Source organism: Williamsia serinedens (genome assembly GCF_024171725.1).
Taxonomy (GTDB): domain Bacteria; phylum Actinomycetota; class Actinomycetes; order Mycobacteriales; family Mycobacteriaceae; genus Williamsia_A; species Williamsia_A serinedens.
On sequence record NZ_JAMTCG010000002.1, the window covers coordinates 588,485 to 607,775 of the forward strand.

General features: G+C 70.2%; 24 protein-coding genes. 14 read left to right on the top strand and 10 right to left on the bottom strand.

Annotated elements, in window-relative coordinates:
* Positions 1–17 precede the first annotated feature (17 nt).
* Positions 18–371 (bottom strand): DUF4873 domain-containing protein, encoded by a 354-nt coding sequence (locus LX12_RS06290; protein WP_253653658.1) that lies wholly within the window; start codon positions 369–371, stop codon positions 18–20.
* Between the two features lie 164 nt (positions 372–535).
* On the opposite strand from LX12_RS06290, the gene LX12_RS06295 reads away from it, so the two are divergent.
* From LX12_RS06295 to nadB, 5 genes are all read left to right on the top strand, one after another.
* Complete coding sequence (locus tag LX12_RS06295; RefSeq protein WP_253653659.1) at positions 536–1,543, top strand: diiron oxygenase; 1,008 nt, start codon at positions 536–538, stop codon at positions 1,541–1,543.
* Entirely contained in the window at positions 1,540–2,538 is a 999-nt protein-coding gene (locus LX12_RS06300; RefSeq protein WP_253653660.1) for an AurF N-oxygenase family protein, read from the top strand. Before LX12_RS06295 ends, LX12_RS06300 begins: the two co-directional genes overlap by 4 nt.
* The gene (locus LX12_RS06305) at positions 2,535–3,368 is read left to right on the top strand and encodes an SDR family NAD(P)-dependent oxidoreductase (RefSeq protein WP_253653661.1); all 834 of its coding nucleotides are present in this window, start codon (positions 2,535–2,537) and stop codon (positions 3,366–3,368) included. Before LX12_RS06300 ends, LX12_RS06305 begins: the two co-directional genes overlap by 4 nt.
* Positions 3,365–4,411: a 2Fe-2S iron-sulfur cluster-binding protein gene (locus LX12_RS06310; protein WP_253653662.1), complete on the top strand. Its 1,047-nt coding sequence runs from the start codon at positions 3,365–3,367 to the stop codon at positions 4,409–4,411. Before LX12_RS06305 ends, LX12_RS06310 begins: the two co-directional genes overlap by 4 nt.
* 67 nt (positions 4,412–4,478) lie before the next feature.
* Positions 4,479–6,029: an L-aspartate oxidase gene (gene nadB / locus LX12_RS06315; RefSeq protein WP_253653663.1), complete on the top strand. Its 1,551-nt coding sequence runs from the start codon at positions 4,479–4,481 to the stop codon at positions 6,027–6,029.
* A gap of 169 nt (positions 6,030–6,198) precedes the next feature.
* On the opposite strand, the gene LX12_RS06320 is transcribed toward nadB, so the two are convergent.
* Positions 6,199–7,053, bottom strand: coding sequence for an alpha/beta fold hydrolase (locus tag LX12_RS06320; protein ID WP_372504945.1), 855 nt, complete (start codon positions 7,051–7,053; stop codon positions 6,199–6,201).
* 228 nt (positions 7,054–7,281) lie between these two features.
* On the opposite strand from LX12_RS06320, the gene LX12_RS06325 reads away from it, so the two are divergent.
* The 3 genes from LX12_RS06325 (at position 7,282) to LX12_RS06335 (ending at position 9,489) form a co-directional block, all read left to right on the top strand.
* Positions 7,282–8,424, top strand: a complete 1,143-nt coding sequence (locus LX12_RS06325) for an acyl-CoA dehydrogenase family protein (RefSeq protein ID WP_253653665.1) — start codon at positions 7,282–7,284, stop codon at positions 8,422–8,424.
* A 150-nt stretch (positions 8,425–8,574) separates the two neighbouring features.
* The gene (locus LX12_RS06330) at positions 8,575–8,739 is read left to right on the top strand and encodes a hypothetical protein (RefSeq protein WP_253653666.1); all 165 of its coding nucleotides are present in this window, start codon (positions 8,575–8,577) and stop codon (positions 8,737–8,739) included.
* Between the two features lie 75 nt (positions 8,740–8,814).
* Positions 8,815–9,489 carry a hypothetical protein gene (locus tag LX12_RS06335; protein WP_253653667.1) on the top strand — a complete coding sequence of 225 codons (675 nt, stop codon included), beginning with the start codon at positions 8,815–8,817 and terminating at the stop codon, positions 9,487–9,489.
* 15 nt (positions 9,490–9,504) lie between these two features.
* Here LX12_RS06335 and LX12_RS06340 read toward each other — a convergent pair whose 3' ends face one another.
* Entirely contained in the window at positions 9,505–10,350 is an 846-nt protein-coding gene (locus LX12_RS06340; protein ID WP_253653668.1) for a phytanoyl-CoA dioxygenase family protein, read from the bottom strand.
* Positions 10,351–10,476: 126 nt separating this feature from the next.
* Here LX12_RS06340 and LX12_RS06345 point away from each other — a divergent pair, with 126 nt between their 5' ends.
* Genes LX12_RS06345 through LX12_RS06355 form a run of 3 tightly spaced genes read left to right on the top strand, consistent with a single transcriptional unit; the run spans position 10,477 to position 13,290 of the window.
* Positions 10,477–10,773, top strand: coding sequence for a metal-sensitive transcriptional regulator (locus LX12_RS06345; protein ID WP_253653669.1), 297 nt, complete (start codon positions 10,477–10,479; stop codon positions 10,771–10,773).
* Between the two features lie 28 nt (positions 10,774–10,801).
* The gene (locus LX12_RS06350) at positions 10,802–11,008 is read left to right on the top strand and encodes a heavy-metal-associated domain-containing protein (protein WP_253653670.1); all 207 of its coding nucleotides are present in this window, start codon (positions 10,802–10,804) and stop codon (positions 11,006–11,008) included.
* The gene (locus LX12_RS06355) at positions 11,005–13,290 is read left to right on the top strand and encodes a heavy metal translocating P-type ATPase (RefSeq protein ID WP_253653671.1); all 2,286 of its coding nucleotides are present in this window, start codon (positions 11,005–11,007) and stop codon (positions 13,288–13,290) included. The genes LX12_RS06350 and LX12_RS06355 overlap by 4 nt, the downstream gene beginning before the upstream one ends.
* Positions 13,291–13,358: 68 nt before the next feature.
* On the opposite strand, the gene LX12_RS06360 is transcribed toward LX12_RS06355, so the two are convergent.
* From LX12_RS06360 to LX12_RS06390, 7 genes are read right to left on the bottom strand one after another with little or no spacing between them, the layout of a single operon-like run.
* Positions 13,359–13,931: a hypothetical protein gene (locus LX12_RS06360; protein WP_253653672.1), complete on the bottom strand. Its 573-nt coding sequence runs from the start codon at positions 13,929–13,931 to the stop codon at positions 13,359–13,361.
* The gene (locus tag LX12_RS06365; protein ID WP_253653673.1) at positions 13,928–14,656 is read right to left on the bottom strand and encodes a DUF6286 domain-containing protein; all 729 of its coding nucleotides are present in this window, start codon (positions 14,654–14,656) and stop codon (positions 13,928–13,930) included. Before LX12_RS06365 ends, LX12_RS06360 begins: the two co-directional genes overlap by 4 nt.
* Positions 14,653–15,060: an Asp23/Gls24 family envelope stress response protein gene (locus tag LX12_RS06370; RefSeq protein WP_253653674.1), complete on the bottom strand. Its 408-nt coding sequence runs from the start codon at positions 15,058–15,060 to the stop codon at positions 14,653–14,655. Before LX12_RS06370 ends, LX12_RS06365 begins: the two co-directional genes overlap by 4 nt.
* On the bottom strand, positions 15,053–15,235 hold the full coding sequence (locus LX12_RS06375) for a DUF2273 domain-containing protein (RefSeq protein WP_253653675.1): 183 nt from the start codon (positions 15,233–15,235) through the stop codon (positions 15,053–15,055). The genes LX12_RS06370 and LX12_RS06375 overlap by 8 nt, the downstream gene beginning before the upstream one ends.
* A gap of 35 nt (positions 15,236–15,270) precedes the next feature.
* On the bottom strand, positions 15,271–15,561 hold the full coding sequence (locus LX12_RS06380) for a hypothetical protein (protein ID WP_253653676.1): 291 nt from the start codon (positions 15,559–15,561) through the stop codon (positions 15,271–15,273).
* Between the two features lie 7 nt (positions 15,562–15,568).
* Positions 15,569–15,892 (bottom strand): hypothetical protein, encoded by a 324-nt coding sequence (locus LX12_RS06385; protein WP_253653677.1) that lies wholly within the window; start codon positions 15,890–15,892, stop codon positions 15,569–15,571.
* Complete coding sequence (locus LX12_RS06390) at positions 15,889–16,365, bottom strand: Asp23/Gls24 family envelope stress response protein (protein ID WP_253653678.1); 477 nt, start codon at positions 16,363–16,365, stop codon at positions 15,889–15,891. Before LX12_RS06390 ends, LX12_RS06385 begins: the two co-directional genes overlap by 4 nt.
* A 249-nt stretch (positions 16,366–16,614) precedes the next feature.
* Here LX12_RS06390 and LX12_RS06395 point away from each other — a divergent pair, with 249 nt between their 5' ends.
* From LX12_RS06395 to LX12_RS06405, 3 genes are all read left to right on the top strand, one after another.
* Complete coding sequence (locus tag LX12_RS06395; RefSeq protein ID WP_253653679.1) at positions 16,615–17,268, top strand: RNA polymerase sigma factor; 654 nt, start codon at positions 16,615–16,617, stop codon at positions 17,266–17,268.
* Positions 17,268–17,708 carry a hypothetical protein gene (locus tag LX12_RS06400; protein ID WP_253653680.1) on the top strand — a complete coding sequence of 147 codons (441 nt, stop codon included), beginning with the start codon at positions 17,268–17,270 and terminating at the stop codon, positions 17,706–17,708. The genes LX12_RS06395 and LX12_RS06400 overlap by 1 nt, the downstream gene beginning before the upstream one ends.
* Before the next feature lie 114 nt (positions 17,709–17,822).
* Positions 17,823–19,277 carry an FAD-binding protein gene (locus LX12_RS06405; RefSeq protein WP_253653681.1) on the top strand — a complete coding sequence of 485 codons (1,455 nt, stop codon included), beginning with the start codon at positions 17,823–17,825 and terminating at the stop codon, positions 19,275–19,277.
* The last annotated feature ends 14 nt before the right edge of the window (positions 19,278–19,291 follow it).

Sequence of the window (19,291 nt, forward strand, 5' to 3'; positions counted from 1 at the left end):
CGAGGTCCCAGACGGATTCAGTCGACGGAGGAGTCGACCGCGAACGGCGGCGTCGACTTGCCGTTGATGCGGAAACGACCCCAGAAGTCGGGATCGCCGAGATACGCCTCCCGCGCGCTGTGAGGCGTCGACACGATGACGCGGATGCGCTTGGCGTCCCCGACGATCGCCGACAACCGGTCGTTCGCGCCGACGCGCCCGATCCAGCGGTACACGCCGTCGATCGGTTCGCGGTACCCCTTCAACTCCACGTTCACCGGGATCTCGATGCCCTTGACGATGATCGACGCGGTGCCGACGTAGTCGGAGTCGTCGTGGTGCGACCGTGGTGTCGCGCGGCCCGAGTCCCGAATGTCCAGAAACGTGTTCATCCGTTGTCCTCCCCTGTCCCTCTCCCCGGCGTCGTCGTCCGAGCACCCTGCCCCGAGCTCGTTGTGACGCGACACCAAAGTGCATCAGATCGTGCGCCTGCTCACGCGACGATCCCTTAAGTTCGTGACCTCGCCACAGGAGATGACGGCGGAAAGGGTGGCAGATGTCAGGGCTCGTGGAGCCGCGGGACGTCACGGTCGACACCACGGCCGGGACCGATCCCTCGCGCGCGCAACGTCGTCCGACCCGACGACGGTCGGTCGCCGACCGAGAGGCCGCGGCACAACGCTTCCTCATCGACACCGTCGACGACCGGTTCGACCCGGACATCGACATCGACTGGTCGGCGCCGCCGTCGCCGGACGCGGCGTGGCTGCCCGAGGGACTCGTCGGCCTCGCGGGCACACGCCCGTGGCGTCGGCTCACGCCGGCGGCACGCGTGGAACTCGGGCGACACGGACTCGTCGACCTGCTGACGCTCGCGGCGTTCGCGACGACGGCGCAGTCGATGCTGGAGTTCCGACGCATCGGTGAGGACCAGACGCTGTGCGACGACACGGCCCGATGGGGGTTCGCGACCATCAACATCCGGACCACCAGCACCGCCATGTTCGGACGGCTCGTGACCGTGACCGGTCTGCCGCCCGGCCGGCACGCCACGCTGGCCCGCCGATTCGAGCGGTACACGCTGCTGACGCCGGCCGGTGGGACGACCGCCGCGCTGTACCTGCTGGGGGAGTCGTTCGTCCACGGGGTGGCGGCCGCGCTCGCGGAGGACCCGGGCGTGCAGCCGCACGCCCGGCAGGTCGCCGACATCTACCTCCGGGCGACGCGACGTCTGCGGGAGTTCGCCCATCTGGACTTCGCGACGACCGTGCCGGGACGGAACCGTCTGCTGCTGACCTGGTACTCGATCGCCGCGGCCGTCGTGATGCGCGCTGTCACCCGGGCACTCGACGACGCCGACGCGGAGCACGCTGCCGGGGTGCCGCGGTGGCGCCTGCGGTTGGCCCGACGCCGCGCCCCCATGCGGGCCCGACGCGCGCACATCCTGTACGGCGAGTTCCTCGAGGCGGCACGGGAAGCGGGCATGTTCACCGACCCGGTGAGCCGGCTGCTGGTGCGGAGCACGGGGGCACGACTCGACACATCAGCGGAGGGGGACCTGTGACCATCGAGAGCATCGCACCCGAGAGGCGCGCACCGGGTTCGGACACCGGGACGAGCCGGGACGTCGAGGCCGAGCGACGGGAGCTCGCCGAACGTCTGCTGCGGTCGACCGCCGACCGCGCATACGACGGCGACCTCGACATCGACTGGGACGCGCCGATCGCCCCGGGCCGTCCGTGGGCCACCGAGAAGCGGGGCACGCTGTTCGGCACCGAGATCTACGAGGCGCTGACCGAGGAGCAGAAGCTCCGACTCAGCCGCGCCGAGGCGGTCGCGATCCTGACCTACGGCATCAACGCCGAGATCGGGTTGTGCACCAACCTGCTCCGCGGCGTCTTCCACGGCCGCGACTTCTCCGACGCGAGCACGCTGTACTCGCTGAGCGAGATCGCCGAGGAGACGCGGCACTCGACGATGTTCGGTCGGCTGATCAACAAGACCGGCATGGAGCCGTACCGCCGTCCCAAGGCACTGTCGATGCCGTTGCGGCTCATCGGGTTCATCCCGCACGGGCCCATCGTCTACGCCGGGACCCTGCTGGTGGAGGAGGTCCTCGACCGCGTGCAGCGCGAGTCGATGGCCGACGGGCGCATCCAGCCCCACGTGCGTCAGCTCATGAAGATCCACGTGCTGGAGGAGGCGCGGCACATCACGTTCGCGCGCAACGAACTCGCCGACGCGATCGAGCGGTCGGGGCCGGTCGCGCTGGCCGTGAACCGAGTGCTCTGCGCGGCACTCACCCTGTTCGTGATGCCGACCCTCGTCGACTCGCAGGCGTACAAGTCGGTCGGCATCGGGCAGCTGAAGGGGTGGATGACCGCCCAGCGGTCGCCGCGCTACCGCGAGAACGCGACCTTCATGTGCGGCCCGATGCTGCGGTATTTCCACGAGGCAGGGCTCATCAAGGGCCGGGTGACCACCGCGCTGTACCGCGCGTCACGAGCGCTGCCCGACGACGTCCTGCAGGCCGTCCGCGGCGAGGAGCGTGACCGGTGAGGGACTTCCGGGACAAGGTCGCGGTCGTCACCGGGGCGGGGTCCGGGATAGGCCGTGCCGTCGCACTGCAGCTCGCCGAACGTGGTGCCCGACTCGCGCTGAGCGACATCGACATCGAGGCGGCGACCGAGACCGCACGGATGGCGGAGAAGGCCGGCGCGGAAGCGGTGCCCCATCGGCTCGACGTCGCGGACCGGGCAGCGTTCCTCGACCACGCCGACGGGGTGCGCGGGCATTTCGGTGGCGTGAACGTCGTCGTCAACAACGCTGGGGTCTCGCTGTCGGCCACGGTCGTCGACATGCACTGGGACGACTTCGACTGGATCGTCGGTATCGACTTCGGCGGCGTCGTCAACGGGACGAAGGCGTTCCTGCCCGATCTCATCGCGTCGGGCGACGGACACATCGTGAACGTCTCGTCGGTGTTCGGCCTGATGTCCATCCCGGGTCAGAGTGCCTACAACGCCGCCAAGTTCGCCGTGCGCGGGTTCACCGGGTCGCTCCGTCAGGAGATGATCAGCGGGGGACATCGCGTCGGCGTCACCTGCGTGCACCCCGGCGGCATCAAGACGAACATCGTCCGCAACGGGCGGCAGAGCGGCGAGTACGCCCAGGACCTGCAGGTGAAGGACGAGAACTTCCAGCGGATCGCGTTCACCCGTCCCGAGACGGCGGCGAGGAGGATCATCCGGGGGATCGAGAAGAACAAGCCGCGGGTGTTGATCGGTCCCGACGCGCGGCTGTTCGACACCTTGCCCCGACTGCTCGGCGGGCGGTACCAGGACGTGATGGCCCGTCCGTTGGCCGCCGGCCAGCGGATCGGTTCGTGAGCGTCGGCCCGCGCGGTCGCGCCCACGAGCTCGAGGTCGCCGAGATCATCCGGGAGACCGCCGACTCGGTCTCGCTCGTCCTCGACGTCCCCGACTCCCTCGCGCACCGCTTCCGGTATCACCCGGGCCAGTTCCTCACCCTGCGCGTCCCGGTGGAGGACACCGGATCTGCTGTGGCACGGTGCTATTCGATGTCCAGCTCGCCGCACCTCGACGACGACCTCATCCTCACCGTCAAGCGGGTGCCGGGTGGTCGGGCGTCGTCGTGGCTGTGCGACGAGGTGCAGGTCGGTGACCGGCTGACCGTGCTCACTCCGTCCGGGTCGTTCTTCCCCCGTGCCTTCGACGAGGACTTTCTGCTCGTCGGCGCCGGCAGCGGGATCACGCCGCTGATGTCCATCGCCACGTCGGCGTTGATGGGTGGGGTGCGGGCTGTGCGCCTGTTCTACGCCAACCGCGACCCCGCGTCGGTGATATTCGTCGACGAGATAGCCGAACTGCAGGCGGAATTCGATGACCGGTTCAGCGTCGAGCACTGGCACGAGTCCGAGCGGGGACTTCCGTCGCCGGACGCGATGGAGGCCGAACTCGCTGCGTGGTCCGGGCACCGGGTGTGGGTGTGCGGGCCCGGGCCGTTCATGGCCGTCGTCGAGAAGGCCGCGGAGTCCGTCGGGATCCCCGCGGACCGCGTGCACACCGAGCGGTACCGGTCGCTCTCCGGCGATCCCTTCGCCGATGTCGACGTCACCGTCGTGAACGACGACGACGACGCGCAGGTGACGGTGACCCTGCGCGGTGACACCGTCGACCTCGCCTGGCCGCGGTCCGCGACGCTCCTCGACGTCCTCCTCGCCGCCGGACACGACGCGCCGTTCTCCTGCCGCGAGGGCGAGTGCAGTTCGTGTGCGTGTCGGGTGCTCAGCGGGGACGTGACGATGCGCAAGAACGACACCCTCGTCGACTCGGACATCGCGATGGGCCTCACCCTCGCCTGCCAGGCCGTCCCCCGCTCGGAGGAGATCACCGTCACGTTCGACTCCTGAGCAGGACGCGTACCGTGTGAGGTGGTTATCGACTCACGGTCGAAAACCTCGACCAACGGAGCGGCTCATGGACGTCGACGATCTCGTCGTGGTGGGTGCCGGCGTTGCCGGTCTGACCGCCGCACTGAACGCCGCCGAGCGCGGGATGTCGGTGACCGTCGTCGCCGGGGCCCGCGACGGTTCCGTCGCCGGGGGCACGTCGACCGCCTATGCCCAGGGCGGGATGGCCGCGGTGGCGACGGACCGGGGTGACTCGCTCGACGCGCACGTCGCGGACACCCTCGCCGCCGGCGCCGGTCACTGCGACCCTGTCGCGGTGCGGTCGATCCTCGCCGACGGCCCCGCGGCGATCGCCGAGCTGGTCGCGCGTGGCGTCGCTTTCGACCATGACCCTGCCGGCGGTCTCGCCCGCACCCGCGAGGGTGGCCACGGTGTCCGACGGATCGTGCACGCCGGGGGTGACGCCACCGGGGCACACCTCCACGCCGCGCTGTGGTCGGCGGTCCGTCACGACGCCCGTATCGCGGTGCGTCGCGGGCTGATCCGCGACATCCCGGTGGTGGACGGACGCGCTGTCGGCGTGATCGACGACGACGGCCGCTTCGTGCCTGCGCGGTCGGTGGTGCTCGCCACCGGAGGGCTCGGGGCGCTGTGGACGGCGACCACGAACCCGCCGTCCTCGGTCGGTTCCGGGATCGCGCTCGCGCTGCGCGCCGGCGCCACCGTCGGCGACCTCGAGTTCGTGCAGTTCCACCCGACGATGCTGTTCACGCCCGGCGCGGACGGTCGGTGCCTGCTCATCACCGAGGCGCTGCGCGGGGAGGGGGCGCGACTGGTCGACGCCGACGGCACCTCGGTGACCGCCGGTGTCCACCCGCTGGGCGATCTCGCTCCCCGCGACGTCGTCGCGTCGGCGGCCCACCATGCGATGGTCGCGACCGGGGCGCCGTGCGTGTTCCTCGACGCGCGGCACGTCCCCGATCTCGTCCGTCGCTTCCCGACGGTCACCGCGGGTGTGCGCGCCGCCGGGTTCGACCCCGTCCGTGAGCTGATCCCCGTGGTCCCCGGGGCGCACTACCACTGTGGGGGCGTGCTCACCGACCTCCGCGCGCGGACCGACGTGCCCGGGTTGCTCGCGGCCGGCGAGGTCGCGCGGACCGGGTTGCACGGGGCGAACCGTCTCGCCTCGAACAGCCTCACCGAGGCGGTGGTCATGGGTCTCCGCGCCGCGGAGACGGCGTCGGAGGACCGGACGGTGTCTGCCCGGCCGTGTGTCGGCCCGACCCTCCCGGACCGTGGGATCGGGCCGTCGGCGCAGGTCATCCGAGCGGCGATGACGGCCGGTGCCGGTGTCGACCGGGACGCCCTCGGACTCCGGAACGCCCTGGACGCAGTCGTTTCCGGCGGGACGGCGGACACGGCCGACATGGCTCTGGTGGCGCGCGCGGTCGTCACCGCCGCGCTGGCGCGGACCGACAGCGTCGGCTGCCACCGCCGCTCAGATGGCATCTCACAGGGTGACAGCGACCGCGTGATCACGGCGAGGCTCGATCGCGACACCGGGGACCTCCTCGTGTCCCCGACGGTCCCCGCCGGCGACCCCGTGGCCGCTGTCTGACCCGCCGCCGAGCGTGCAGTAGATCCCCACGAGCGTGCGGTAGATCCCCACGAGCGTGCGGTAGATCCCCGCGAGTGTGCAGTCGTGAGGCCGCCGCGGGATCAAGTGCACGCCCGGCGGGATCAAGTGCACGCCCGGCGGGATCAAGTGCCCGCTCGGGGCCGGTGGGTCAGGGACCGGGTCGTATGACCCGTCCGACGAAGTCGACGACGGCATCACTGAAGGCGTCGTTGTCGTCGCCGGCCGCGGTGTGGCCTGCGGCGCGCAGCTCGGTGATCTCGGCGTGGGGGACGCGCTCGCGGAACGCCGACAGCACCTCGTCGGGGACGACGTCGGACAACATGCCGCGTACCAGCATGATCGGGATACGCAGACGCGCCGCCGCGTCGTCGAGGTCGTCGACGGGGATCCGAGCGACGGTCTCCGCAGAGATGACGTTCGGGTCCCAGTGCCAGTACCACCGGCCGTCGTCGCGGCGTCGCAGGTTGCGGGTCAACCCGTCGATGCTGCGCGGACGCTTCCGGTGTGGCAGGTACGCGGCGACAGCGTCGGCGGCGTCGTCGAGGGAGTCGAAACCGTCGATGCCGCTGCGCATGAACGTCCGGATCCGTCGGGTCCCGCCGCGGTCGTAGCGGGGGACGACGTCGACCAACACCAACGCCGACACCTCGTCGGGGCCCCATCTGTCGGCGACGGCGATGCCGGTCAACCCGCCCAGGCTCGCCCCGATGAGGGTGACGGGACCGCCCAGGTCGGCGATCACCCGGTGCACGTCCTCGGCGAGGATGTCCATGTCGTAGTAGCCGTCCGGCGACCACCCGCTGTCGCCGTGGCCCCGGCAGTCCATGGAGACCACCCGGAGCCCGGACGCGGCGAGGTGATCGCCGGTCCGCTTCCACGAGTGACGGGTCTGACCGCCGCCGTGCAGGAGCAGCGCGGTGGCCGTCGGCGCCTCCGGTGGGGTCCACCGACTCCCGACGAGACCGACATCGGCGACACCGGCGAACCGCACGGTGTCGACGATCGCGCCACTGCCGACGGCGGGGCCGTCCCCGGAGTCGTCGACCAGAGCTGTCTGCGGACGATCCCCCGTGGTCACCGGAACGAGCGTACGCAGCGGACCGTGGTCCAGCCGCGCGGGACCGAGCGCGAAAACTGAAACTGTTGTCAGAAATGCTTCGGCGCTATAACGTCGCTTATGGCGGTCGACCCATCCGCGGCCGTGTCATGCCCCCACACAGGAGAGGTCACGATGAAGCGCCTGGTCTTCGAGCCCGAACACGAGCAGTTGCGCTCTTCCGCGCGCGCCTTCGTCGAGCGCGAGGTGCTGCCACACGCCGACCAGTGGGAGGCCGACGGCATCATCGACCGCGAGGTGTTCAAGAAGGCCGGCGAGGCGGGTCTCGTGGGCCACTACATCCCGGAGGAGTACGGCGGCGCGGGGATCGACGACTTCCGGTTCAACGCCGTGATCATCGAGGAGATGACGCGCGCCGGGTCGCGGGCGCCGGGCTTGACGTTGCAGAACGACATCGTCGGTCCCTATCTGGTGAACCTGTGCACCGACGAGCAGAAGCAGCGGTGGCTGCCCGGGTTCGCCGCCGGCGACATCATCGGCGCGATCGCGATGACCGAGCCCGGCGCGGGCAGCGACCTCGCGGGCATCAAGACCTCCGCGGTCAAGGACGGCGACCACTGGGTCCTCAACGGGTCGAAGACGTTCATCTCCTGCGGCATCAACTCCGACCTCGTCATCGTCGTGACGCGCACCGATCCCGAGGCCGGACACAAGGGCTTCACGCTGCTCGCCGTCGAGCGCGGCATGGACGGGTTCTCCCGGGGGCGGAACCTGGACAAGATGGGTCAGCACGCCCAGGACACCGCCGAGCTCCACTTCGACAACGTCCGCGTGCCCGAGGCCAACGTCGTCGGGCAGGAGGGTCGCGGCTTCTACCACCTGATGCACAACCTCCCGTCCGAGCGACTGGCGATCGCGGTGGGTGCGGTCGCGACCGCGCACCAGGCGTTCGAGATGACCAAGGACTACGCGCTCGACCGCAAGGCGTTCGGCCAGTCCATCGGGTCGTTCCAGGTCAACCGTCACAAGCTGGCCGAGATCGCCACCGAGCTCGACGTCGCACGGGCATACGTCGACCGCAGCATCCAGGCCATGGTCGACGGCGAGTTGACCGCCGTCGACGCCTCGAAGGCGAAGTGGTGGACCACCGAGCTGCTCAAGCGCATCGTCGACACCTGTGTGCAGCTGCACGGCGGCTACGGCTACATGGCCGAGTACCCGATCTCGCGCCTGTACACCGACGTCCGCATCGAGACGATCTACGGCGGCACCACCGAGATCATGAAGGACATCGTGGGGCGGGACCTGGGCTTCTGACCTCGAGGCGCCTGCGCACCCGGGAGGTTCTCACCTCCCCCTCATCGACCACTCAGGAAGATCGTGCATCCTGAATGCAGGAGTACGAATGTTCGGGTCGGGGTAGACAGCCGGACGGGGGGTTACCGGCCGGAAGGCAGGTGGCAGAGGGTGAGTGTTCTCCTCATCGCCGTCATCGCGACGATCGTCGTCGTGTGGGCCACGGCGGCCGTCGTGGTGTCGGTCCTCGTGGGCAGGGCCATATCTCTCGCGGAGCAGCGGGCGGCCGATGAGGCGCCGCCGCTCGACGGCCGCGTACTCGCCGACCACACCTGATCGCGCCGCCGCCATGCGCACACGGTCAGACCTCTGCGACTAGTCTGAGCGCGCGCGGGGGCGAGGGGATTGAGCATGGTTCACGACGGGTGTTGGTCGACCGTCATCTGCACGGAAGCCGAACGGGCTGCCCTGGGGGAGACCAGTGTGGGCGGCTGGGTGTTGAACTGTCGTCTCAGCATCGGGCACCGCGGTGACCACGCGAGCGACGCCGAGATGGTCCCTCGGTTCGACCGCCGTCTGTGGATCCAGTGGAACGACACCGACGCGCACGCACAGTCCCTGATCGAGCGGAACCCCTGCTCGGCGCCTGCCGTCTCGCCGTGCATGTTGTTCGAGGGTCACCCGGGAGCGCATTGGTTCGCGCCGAGCAACGGTCACGCGCCCCGCCCGGCCTCGCCGGGCCCGAGTCCATCGCCCGCGCAGCAGAGCATCGACGTCCCGCAGCGGTCCGCGGTGGACCTGGCGACCGACGTCCCGTCCATGCGCAATCGCGCGGTGCGCACGCCCGGTCTCGACGACCCTCCCGCCGTGGTGCCGCAGCAGGACCGACCCGAGCCGCAGCGACTGCCCGAGCAGCCGATGGGGCGCCATGGTGGACCGTCTCCCGACGTCGACCGTCCGCGCGCGGTCGGCCCCTCGCTGACGGACCCGGAGGTCGTCGCCGCTCTCGACGACGTCGTCTCCGCGTTGGCGCACCTGGCCGACCTGCTCCGCGCACCGCGCGGTCGTCGGGCCAGGGAGATCTGACGCGCGCGACGCGATTCAGCGTGCGGCGTTCTTGACGAACTCCTCCACGCCCGCGGGCGGTCGTATCCCGCCGAAGTAGCCGCCGCGGACATGCCGACGCCGGGTGTCGTCGTCGGTGGCGCGTGCGGCGGAGTGCCACAGGTAGGCGTCGTGCAGCAGGATGTCGCCGGCCTCGGCGTAGACGGCCACCTCGCCGCGCACTTTCTCGAACCGCAGCGGCATGTCGAACGGAGGTGTCCGATCGGTGCGGCCCCCGACCGGGCGTGCGGTCTCGGGGACTGCCACCCCGTTCGCGTTGCGGAACGGTGCCGGCGTGGCCCAGAGATGGCTGCCGGGAACGACTCTCAGGAATCCGTTGGCGGGGCTCGTCCCATCGACGTGGATGGTGAAGGCCGTACTCGGCCAGACGTCGAGGCTGGGTCCGGCCTGCCAGTCCGAGTGCCACCCGATCCGTGCGTAGCCGGAGTCGCGACCCGGCCGGGCGTCCTGGTAGACGACCCCGAACTGCTCGTGCTCCCGGAGCCAGCAGTCCGATCCCAGGAGCTGCCGCATCACCGCGACGAGCACCGGATCGGTCACCGCGTCCGCGACCGCCGAGGACACCTCGGACACGTACTCGACGTAGTTCACCACCCCGGTCGACGACGAGGCGTCGTCCAAGAACACCGTCGAGCCGTGCCGTCCGGCGAGTTCTCCGCTGCGCACGCGCGCCTGCGCGTCGACACACTCGGCTTCGATCTGCCCCACGCGATCCTCGTCGAGGAGCCCGCGCAGAATCGCGTACCCGTGCATGTCGTAGAACCACAGGAGGTCGGCCGTCTCGTCGACCCCGAAGACGCCCTCGCCATTCGCCGTACCCATCCGCCGAGGTTATGGCCGGATGGGCCCTTTCGCCCGTCGAGGGCCCGGTCGCATACCCCCAGGGGGTAGCCAAGACCGCCCGTCGGGCGTATACCTGGTGGGGGTATCCGATTCGGAGGAGACGTCGTGGACGACACGCACCAGCACGGCTACATCCAGCGCAAGGACGACTACCTCAAACGGCTTCGTCGGATCGAGGGGCAGGCCCGCGGCCTGCAGCGCATGGTCGACGACGAGGCCTATTGCATCGACATCCTCACCCAGGTCACGGCGATGACGAAGGCCCTGCACGCCGTCAGCCTCGGGCTGCTCGAGGAACACATGAGCCACTGCGTGGTCGACGCGGCCCGCGAGGACCACGAACTCGGCCAGGCCAAGGTCACCGAGGCGATGGACGCCATCACGCGCCTCGTCCGGTCCTGACACCCATCCGCCCCAGGAAGGAACCACCATGTCCGTCAGCACCTACACCGTCACCGGCATGACCTGCGAGCACTGCGTGCGCGCCGTCACCGAGGAGGTCTCGCAGATCCCGGGCGTCACCGATGTCGAGGTCGATCTCGCGTCGGGGGGTCTGACCGTCCACGCCGACGCCGAGCCGGATCGGACCGCGGTCGCGGCCGCGGTCGACGAGGCGGGCTACGAGCTGGGGTCATGACCTCGACGGAGGTCGGCACCGCCGACGAGGTGTCCACGACGACGGCGCGATTCGACATCGAGGGCATGACCTGTGCGTCCTGCGCGGCGCGGATCCAGCGGCGGCTCAACAAGCTCGACGGCGTCGAGGCGACGGTGAACTTCGCGACCGGCAGCGCCCGTGTCGACCACCCGGCCGAGGTCACGGTGTCCGAGCTCGCGGGCCAGGTCGCCGCGGCCGGGTACCGCGCCATCGCGCGTGATCAGCAGAGCGATGCGGCGCCGACGCACACCGAGCACGAATCCGACGACCGCGACCACATGGCCCACGGCGGTGACGCCGCGGATCTGCGGCATCGACTGCGGGTGTCGGCGCTGCTGGGCATCCCGGTCATCGCGCTCGCGATGATCCCAGCCCTGCAGTTCGACAACTGGCAGTGGCTGTCGCTGACTCTCGCTGCGCCCGTGGTGGTCTGGGGCGCGTGGCCGTTCCACGTCGCCACCGTCCGCAACGCACGCCACCTGGCGACCACGATGGACACCCTCGTGTCCATCGGCATCACAGCGGCGTTCGGCTGGTCGCTCTACGCATTGTTCTTCGGTCACGCGGGGATGCCCGGCATGCGGCACGGCTTCTCGTTCACGCTCGATCGGGGTGACGCCTCGTCGTCGATCTACCTCGAGGTCGCGGCCGGTGTGACCGTGTTCCTGTTGGCCGGTCGGTATCTCGAGGCTCGATCGACCCGCGAGGCGGGTGCTGCGATGCGCGCGTTGGCCGAGGTCGGCGCGAAGGAGGCGGTCCTGCTGGTCGACGGGACGGAACGCACCGTCGCCGTCGGGGAGGTCGCCGTCGGCGATCGCGTCGTCGTCCGGCCCGGCGGGAAGATCCCGGTCGACGGGGTGGTCGAGGACGGTCGGTCGTCGGTCGACGCGTCGGTGGTCACCGGCGAGTCCGTACCCGTCGACGTCGGCCCGGGCGACCGTGTCGTCGGTGCGTCGATCGTCGTCGACGGCACGCTGACCGTTCGCGCGACCACGGTCGGTGCGGACACCCAGATCGCGCAGATCGCGCAGCTTGTCCAGCGCGCCCAGGAGGGCAGCGCGGGACTGCAACGGGTCGCCGACACCATCTCGGCGTTCTTCGTGCCCGCGGTGCTCGGCCTCGCGGTCGTGACCCTTGCGGCGTGGCTCCTCGCGGGCGGCGGGGTGTCGGCAGCGTTCACCGCGGCCGTCGCCGTCCTGATCATCGCCTGTCCGTGCGCGCTGGGTCTCGCCACGCCGACCGCCCTGATGGCCGGTACCGGACGAGGCGCGCAGCTCGGCGTGCTCATCCGTGGGCAGGAGGCACTCGAACGCGCCGGCCGCATCGACACCGTCGTGCTCGACAAGACGGGCACCGTGACCACCGGCGTCATGACGCTCGTCCACGCGGTCGGCGCGCAGGGTGTCGACGCAGACGATCTGCTCCGCACGACGGCAGCGGTCGAATCACGTTCCGAGCACCCCATCGCCCGCGCGATCGTGGCCGGCGCACACGATCGGCTCCCCGAGGACCTGCCCGCGGTGCGCGACTTCTCCTCCGAGCCGGGTCGTGGCGTGCGCGGCACCGTCGACGGGACGACCGTCGTCGCCGGGCGTCTGACATGGCTGCGGGATCTCGGCCTCACGGTCGACGACGCCACCGTCCGGTCGGTCGCCGACGCCGAGACGTCGGGCGCGACCGCGATCGTCGCCGGCTGGGACGGATCCGTCCGCGGCGTGGTCGTCGTGTCCGACGAGGTGAAGCCGTCGTCGGCCGACGCCGTCGCGCGATTCCGACAGCTCGGGCTGACGCCGGTCCTCCTCACCGGGGACAACGAGGGTTCGGCTCGTGCCGTCGCTGCACAGGTCGGGATCGACGAGGTCATCGCGGGCGTGATGCCGGCCGACAAGGCGTCGGTGGTGGAGCGATTGCAGCACGACGGTGCTCGCGTCGCGATGATCGGCGACGGGGTCAACGACGCCGCCGCCCTCGCGACCGCCGACCTGGGGCTCGCCATGGGGACGGGCACCGACGCGGCCATCGAGTCGTCGGACATCACGGTGATGTCGGGAGATCTCGCCTCCGCCGTCGACGCGGTCCGCCTGGCCAGGGCGACCCGGAAGACGATCCACGCCAACTTGTTCTGGGCGTTCGCCTACAACCTGGCGGCCCTCCCGCTGGCCGCGGCCGGTCTGCTCAACCCGATGTTCGCCGGCGCGGCGATGGCCTTCTCGTCGGTCTTCGTGGTCGCGAACAGCCTGCGGTTACGGCGGTTCCGCTAGCCCCTCAGGACACGAGACGGGCCCCGGGGCGTGATGCCCCGGGGCCCGTCGCGTCGTGTGCGTCGAAGTCAGTCGACGCGTGCACTCTTCTTCGGCGTCGACAGGTGGATCTGGAACCTGGGGCGGATCTCGCTGCCCGGCAGTGCGGCGGCCACCTGCTGCTCGGCCTTGCCGACCACCTCGGCGATGTCGGCGAACTCGCGCGTGGAGTCGGCCTCGACGGTGATCTCGAGCATCTTCCGCTTGCGGTCGTCGATCGCGCGCGACCGCGTCGCCGTGATGAGACGGTGACGCTCGAGGTCGTCGGCGACGGCCGCGGCGATCTTCGACGGGTTCACCGACAGCGTCCCGGACTCGTCGCTCCCGGGGAGGACGACCGTGCTGGTCTTGCGCGGCCGGCTGTTCATCCCGAGCAGCAGCAGCCCGACCAGGATGCCGACGACGGCGACACCGATCAGCACGTACAGCCACCAGCTCTGGTCCGGCGTGCGGTCGAACCAGGAGAGGTCGATCTTGTCGAGCTGATCACGGACCTGCTGGACCTTGAGCTCCCAGGCGATCGCGCCCGCGCCGACGACGATGAACACGGCGCCGAGGAGGAATGTGATGAGCCGGTTGAGCCCGGCGGGCAGTGCGTTCACGACCGGACCTCCTTCGTCGTGGTCGTCGTCGCGGCGGACGTCGCGGCGGAGGGCGCCGTCTGCTCCGAGTCGTCGTCGGCGTCACCGACGATCGGCTCGGGCAGGCTTGGTCGCCCGCTCGGGGGCGGCGGCGTCTGCGACTTCGGGATCTTCACGACCGTGGTCTTCACCTTCACGGTGTGCTTCGGCAGCACCGGGGCGATGGCGGCCGTGATGGCGTCGCGCACGGCGTCGGCGGACGCCGGCGACTCGTCGGAACTGGTGATGCGGCTGATCACCTTGCGTCGCTTGACCGTGCTGTCGGCCTTGGTGACGCCCTTCGCCTGCCGCGCGACCGCGCTGGCCCGACGGGCGACGTCCACCTTGCGGGTCCAGGTGCTCGGCGAGTAGCCGTCCACCGTCCCCGCGCCGTCGAGGGCGATGTGCGTCTTGGAGCGCGGTCGGATGGCGGTCCACACGAACAGCAGTCCCACGACGATCAGCGCGATGGCGACCGCCCAGAACCATCCCTGCCACGACAGCTTCGCGATCCATCGCGACGCGGCGGCGATCCACTGCGACCCGGTGATCCATTTCTGGTCGACGCAGATGTCGCGGATGGCGATCGCCCCGACGGCGATGAGCGCCAGAGCGAACAGCGATGTGGTCCAGACGGCGCCGGGCGTCGCGGTGGGCGGGACGATCTTCTTGAGCCCGCGCGCGGGCCCGGGTTCGGGTGTGGTCATCGCACTCTCCTCTGCGATCCCTCGTCACCGACGACGACGTCGGCGATCGTGACGTCGACACGGTGGGGCGTGGTGCCGGTGAGCCGCGCGAGCTCGGTGTGCACCAGCGCCCGCACCTCCTGACACAGCGCGGTCACCTGCGTCGGCCAGCGCACCGCGACGTCGACCTTCACGTCGGGGTGGGGACGCGACATGTCGACCGACACCTTGGGGTGATCGCCGCCGGTGATGAGTCCGAGGGAACTGCGATGGCGCAGAACGCCCTCGATCGACAGAGCCGCCTTCTTGGCGATGCTCTCCCCGACCCGGTCGTGGATTGTCGTGGTGCCCGGCCCACCGTTGGGTTCGGTGGGCGGACGCACGGTCAGGTCCGGTCGCGCGACGGGGAGGTGGCGATCAGCCACGGTTCCGGCTCCGCAGCAGACCGGACAGATCGATCGTCCCGTCGCGCTGCAGGCCGATGGCCAGTCCGATCGCACCGAGCACGATCGCGAGGATGAATCCGCCGAAACCGCCTGTGGTCGCCGCGATGGCGAGCAGCAGTCCGACGAGGAGTCCGATGGTGGCGTTGTTGTTCATGGCGTCTCTCTTCGATGCGGTGGATGGGTGTCGGGTCAGATCTCGAAGTACCGGCGGCTGCCGGGCACCGAACGGGGCAGCCGAGCCCGAAGCCGGGTGACCGCCCGCCCGGCGGATCGGCGCATCCGGCGGACGCGCCCGGTCGGGCGGACACGGATCGGTGCAGTGCCGACCACGCGTGGCGGGACCATTGCGCGGCGTTCGGCGAACTCTCGGTCGAGTGCCTCCAGTTCGGCGGCCAACACATCCGCGTCACCACCCACGTCGGGGTGGTGACGGCGGATCAGTGCTCGACGCCGGGCGGCGTACTCGGACGGGACCGGCACGGGACGATCAGTTCCCGGGGGCGGGGACGTCGACCGGCTCGGGGGCGACGTCCTCGGCGATGGACACGTCCTCGACGACGACCGTCATCGGCCGCGAGGCGACTTCCTCGGTGGCGCGACGGACGTCCTCGGCGGTGTCCATGACCGCCCGGTCCAACGTGACCTCGATGTGGACCTCGCCGCTGTGGTCGTGCAACCGCACGCCCACGATGCGACGGCCGGCCGCGAACGTGGCCACCTCTCCGAACCGACCCGCGTTCAACCCGGTGACACCGGGGACCGATGCGGCGGCGGAGGCCACCGCATCGGCCAGGTCGGCGTCGGAGGTCACTGGACCCGCGGCTCGGCGGTGGTCTCGTCGTCGTCCTCGTCCTCGAAGTGGACGTCGTGGACGGCGACGTTGACCTCGGTGACCTCGAGGCCGGTCATCTGCTGGATGGAGTTGATGACGTTGGACCGCACGGCGGCCGCGAGGTCGTGGATCGCGACGCCGTACTCGGCGACGAGACCGAGGTCCACGGCGGCCTGCTTCTCGCCGACCTCGACGGAGATGCCCTGCGTGATGCTCTGCTGGCCGCCCGGGATGGCCTCGCGGACGCGGCCGACGATGCGAGCGGCCTGACCGCCGAGGGCGTGGACGCCGTCGATCTCGCGGGTCGCGATGCCGGCGATCTTCGCGACGACCTGGTCGGCGATGGTGGTACGTCCGTGGTCACCGACGAGGTCGCGGTGCTCGGGCGAGATCTCCTTGCTGGGGCTGACCTTGGCCGCAGCGCTGCTGGTGGTGGTGGTCGGTGTGCTCATAGCCACTCCTTATGTCAACACATGAGTCGACCGATCGGGTCGACTCGCACGATTCGGTGGACGCGGTCGCGTCGACCGGGGTTCCCCGTCGCCGGGGTCGCCAATCGGCGCATCTGTGTAGTCGAGCGACCTTCGGGGAATGCACTCATGCGTGCTGTGATGTGAGTCACAGCGGGATACGCTGGGGGGCTCGCCCCGTTGACCCGGTACGAGACGGGCCGAGAACGGGCCCCGCCGAACGGAGATGACGTGGCCAGTGAGCAGGGTGCCGGTGAGAGCCGGTCCTTTCGTGGTCGTCTCGCCGAGGAGACCGACGAATCCCTCGCGGCGAGTGCCGCTGTAGGTGATCGGGCTGCGTTCGAGGAGTTGGTCCGTCGGACTCTGCCGCTCCTCCTCCGATACGCACGACGCCTGACCCCCGACGCCCAGAACGCCGAGGACGTGGTGCAGGAGACGCTGGTGGCAGCGTGGAAGAGCCTGCCCAAGTTCGGGTTCCAGAGCAGCTTCCGCACGTGGGTGTTCTCGATCGCGCACCGCAAGATCATCGATCTCCGTCGACGCCGTGTGGAGGCACCGTTCGACGACGAGGTCATGATCGCCCTCCCCGACCGTCGTCCCGGGCCGGCGGACGCCGCGGTCGGGCAGTCCCTGCACGAGGCGCTCGAAGCCGAGTTGGGTGCCCTGACACCGACGGCGCGCGCGGTCTGGTGGTTGCGCGAGATGGAGGGCTTGTCGCATCCGGAGATCGGGGAGATCCTGTCCATCTCGCCCAATTCCGTCCGGGGACACCTGCAGCGGACACGGGCGCGGCTGGCGGAACGACTCGAGCCATGGCGACCGCGCCCCTCCGGACCGGAGCGGGCGGCGGCCGCGGTGGGCGCTGCACAGGAAGCGGGTGTGTGATGGTCGACATGCACACCGCCGAACCGCGCACCGAGGACTGGATCCTCGAGGCGGGTCGACGGCTCGGGCCGACGACAGCGGACATCACCCGACTCACCAAGACCGTCGTGGACACGGCGCGTCGCCTCTCGCAGTCGCGTGACGAGCTCGCGACCGACGACGGCCTCGTCGTCGTCACCGATCGCGTCGTCCGACGGTTGATCCTGTTGGCCGTCCGGTCGGCGCTCGGGCGGCGGGTCGTGGAGGTGTCGGTTCGGATCGCGGAGGGTGAGGCCGTCGGCGTCACCTTGGGACTCGTGGGCCAGTACGCCGACGACCTGCAGACCGTGGCCGTACAGGCGCGGGCCGCGATCGAGGCGTTGCTCGCCGACGTCCTCGGCGAGGAGCACGCCGCCAAGGTGTCGGCGGCCATCGACGTGCACTGGGCCGATCTCGAGTGACCTCTCACCTGGTCGGATTCGGCACGAACTAGAACCTGTTCTAGTCAGTCGTTACTCTGGTATCCGGCGGCGTCGGCTGGCGCCGCCGGAGTCGAGTGCCGGAGGACTGTCCCGATGCGTGCCGAACTGCCCGAGGTGGTGACCGCGTCGTCGGTCGAGTCCTGGACCGACGAGGTCGACGTACTCGTGATCGGGTGCGGCATCGCCGGCGGGTGCGCGGCGGTCGAGGCGGCCACGCATGGCGCGTCCGTCCTGGTCCTCGAGCGTGCCGCGGTCGCCGGGGGGACCACGTCCCTGGCGGGCGGTCACTTCTATCTCGGCGGTGGCACCGCCGTGCAGAAGGCGACCGGCCAGGAGGACTCGGCCGAGGAGATGGAGAAGTACATCACCGCGGTCAGCCGCGACCCCGAGCCCGACAAGATCCACGCCTACTGCCAGGACAGCGTCGAGCACTTCGACTGGCTCGAGTCGCTGGGGTTCGAGTTCGAGCGCACCTTCTTCTCCGGCAAGGCGGTCATCCAGCCGGAGACCCAGGGCCTGATGTACACCGGCAACGAGAAGGTGTGGCCGTTCTGCGAGATGGCGAAGCCTGCCCCGCGCGGTCACAAGGTGCCGGTCCCCGGCGACACCGGCGGAGCGAACCTGGTCATCGAACTGCTCGTGAAGCGTCTGGCCGACCTGGGGGTCGAGATCCGGTACGAGACAGGGGCGCGCAACCTGGTCGTCGACGGAGCCGGCGCTGTCGTCGGTGTGGCGTGGAAGAGCCTGTCGGACACGGGGTTCATCCGCGCCCGCAGCGTGATCGTCGCCGCGGGCGGCTTCGTGATGAACCCCGAGATGGTCGACGAGTTCGTCCCCGCCCTCGCCGAGAAGCCGTACACGCTGGGCAACACCTTCGACGACGGCCTCGGCATCCGTCTGGGCGCGTCCGTCGGCGCGGGCCTCAAGCACATGGGCGAACCGTTCGTCACCGCGCCGGCGTACCCGCCGTCGATCCTCATCACCGGAATGATCGTCAACAAGAACGGTGAGCGGTTCGTGGCCGAGGACTCCTATCACTCCCGCACATCGGGATTCATCCTCGACCAGCCCGACGCGAAGGCGTGGCTGATCGTCGACGAGGCGCACATGGAGCGTCCGAAGATGCCGCTCATCAAGTTCGTCGACGGCTGGGAGACGGTCGAGGAGATGGAGTCCGACCTCGGGATGCCGCAGGGCGCTCTCGTCGCGACGGTGAAGCGCTACAACGAGTTCGCCGCCACGGGGGAGGACCCCGACTTCCACAAGAGCGCGGAGTGGTTGGCGCCGCAGGACACCGGCCCGTGGGCGGCGTTCAACATGAGCCTCGGTGAGGCGCTGTACGCCGGCTTCACCATGGGTGGTCTCGCCACGTCGGTCGACGGGGAAGTCCTCACCGGCGACGGCGACCGCATCCCCGGTCTGTACGCCGCGGGTGCCGGCGCGGCCAACATCGCACAAGACGCGAAGGGCTACGCCAGCGGGACCCAGCTCGGCGAGGGGTCGTACTTCGGTCGACGCGCGGGCCGTCACGCCGCCGAGTCACGCTGAGAGTCGCCGGCCCA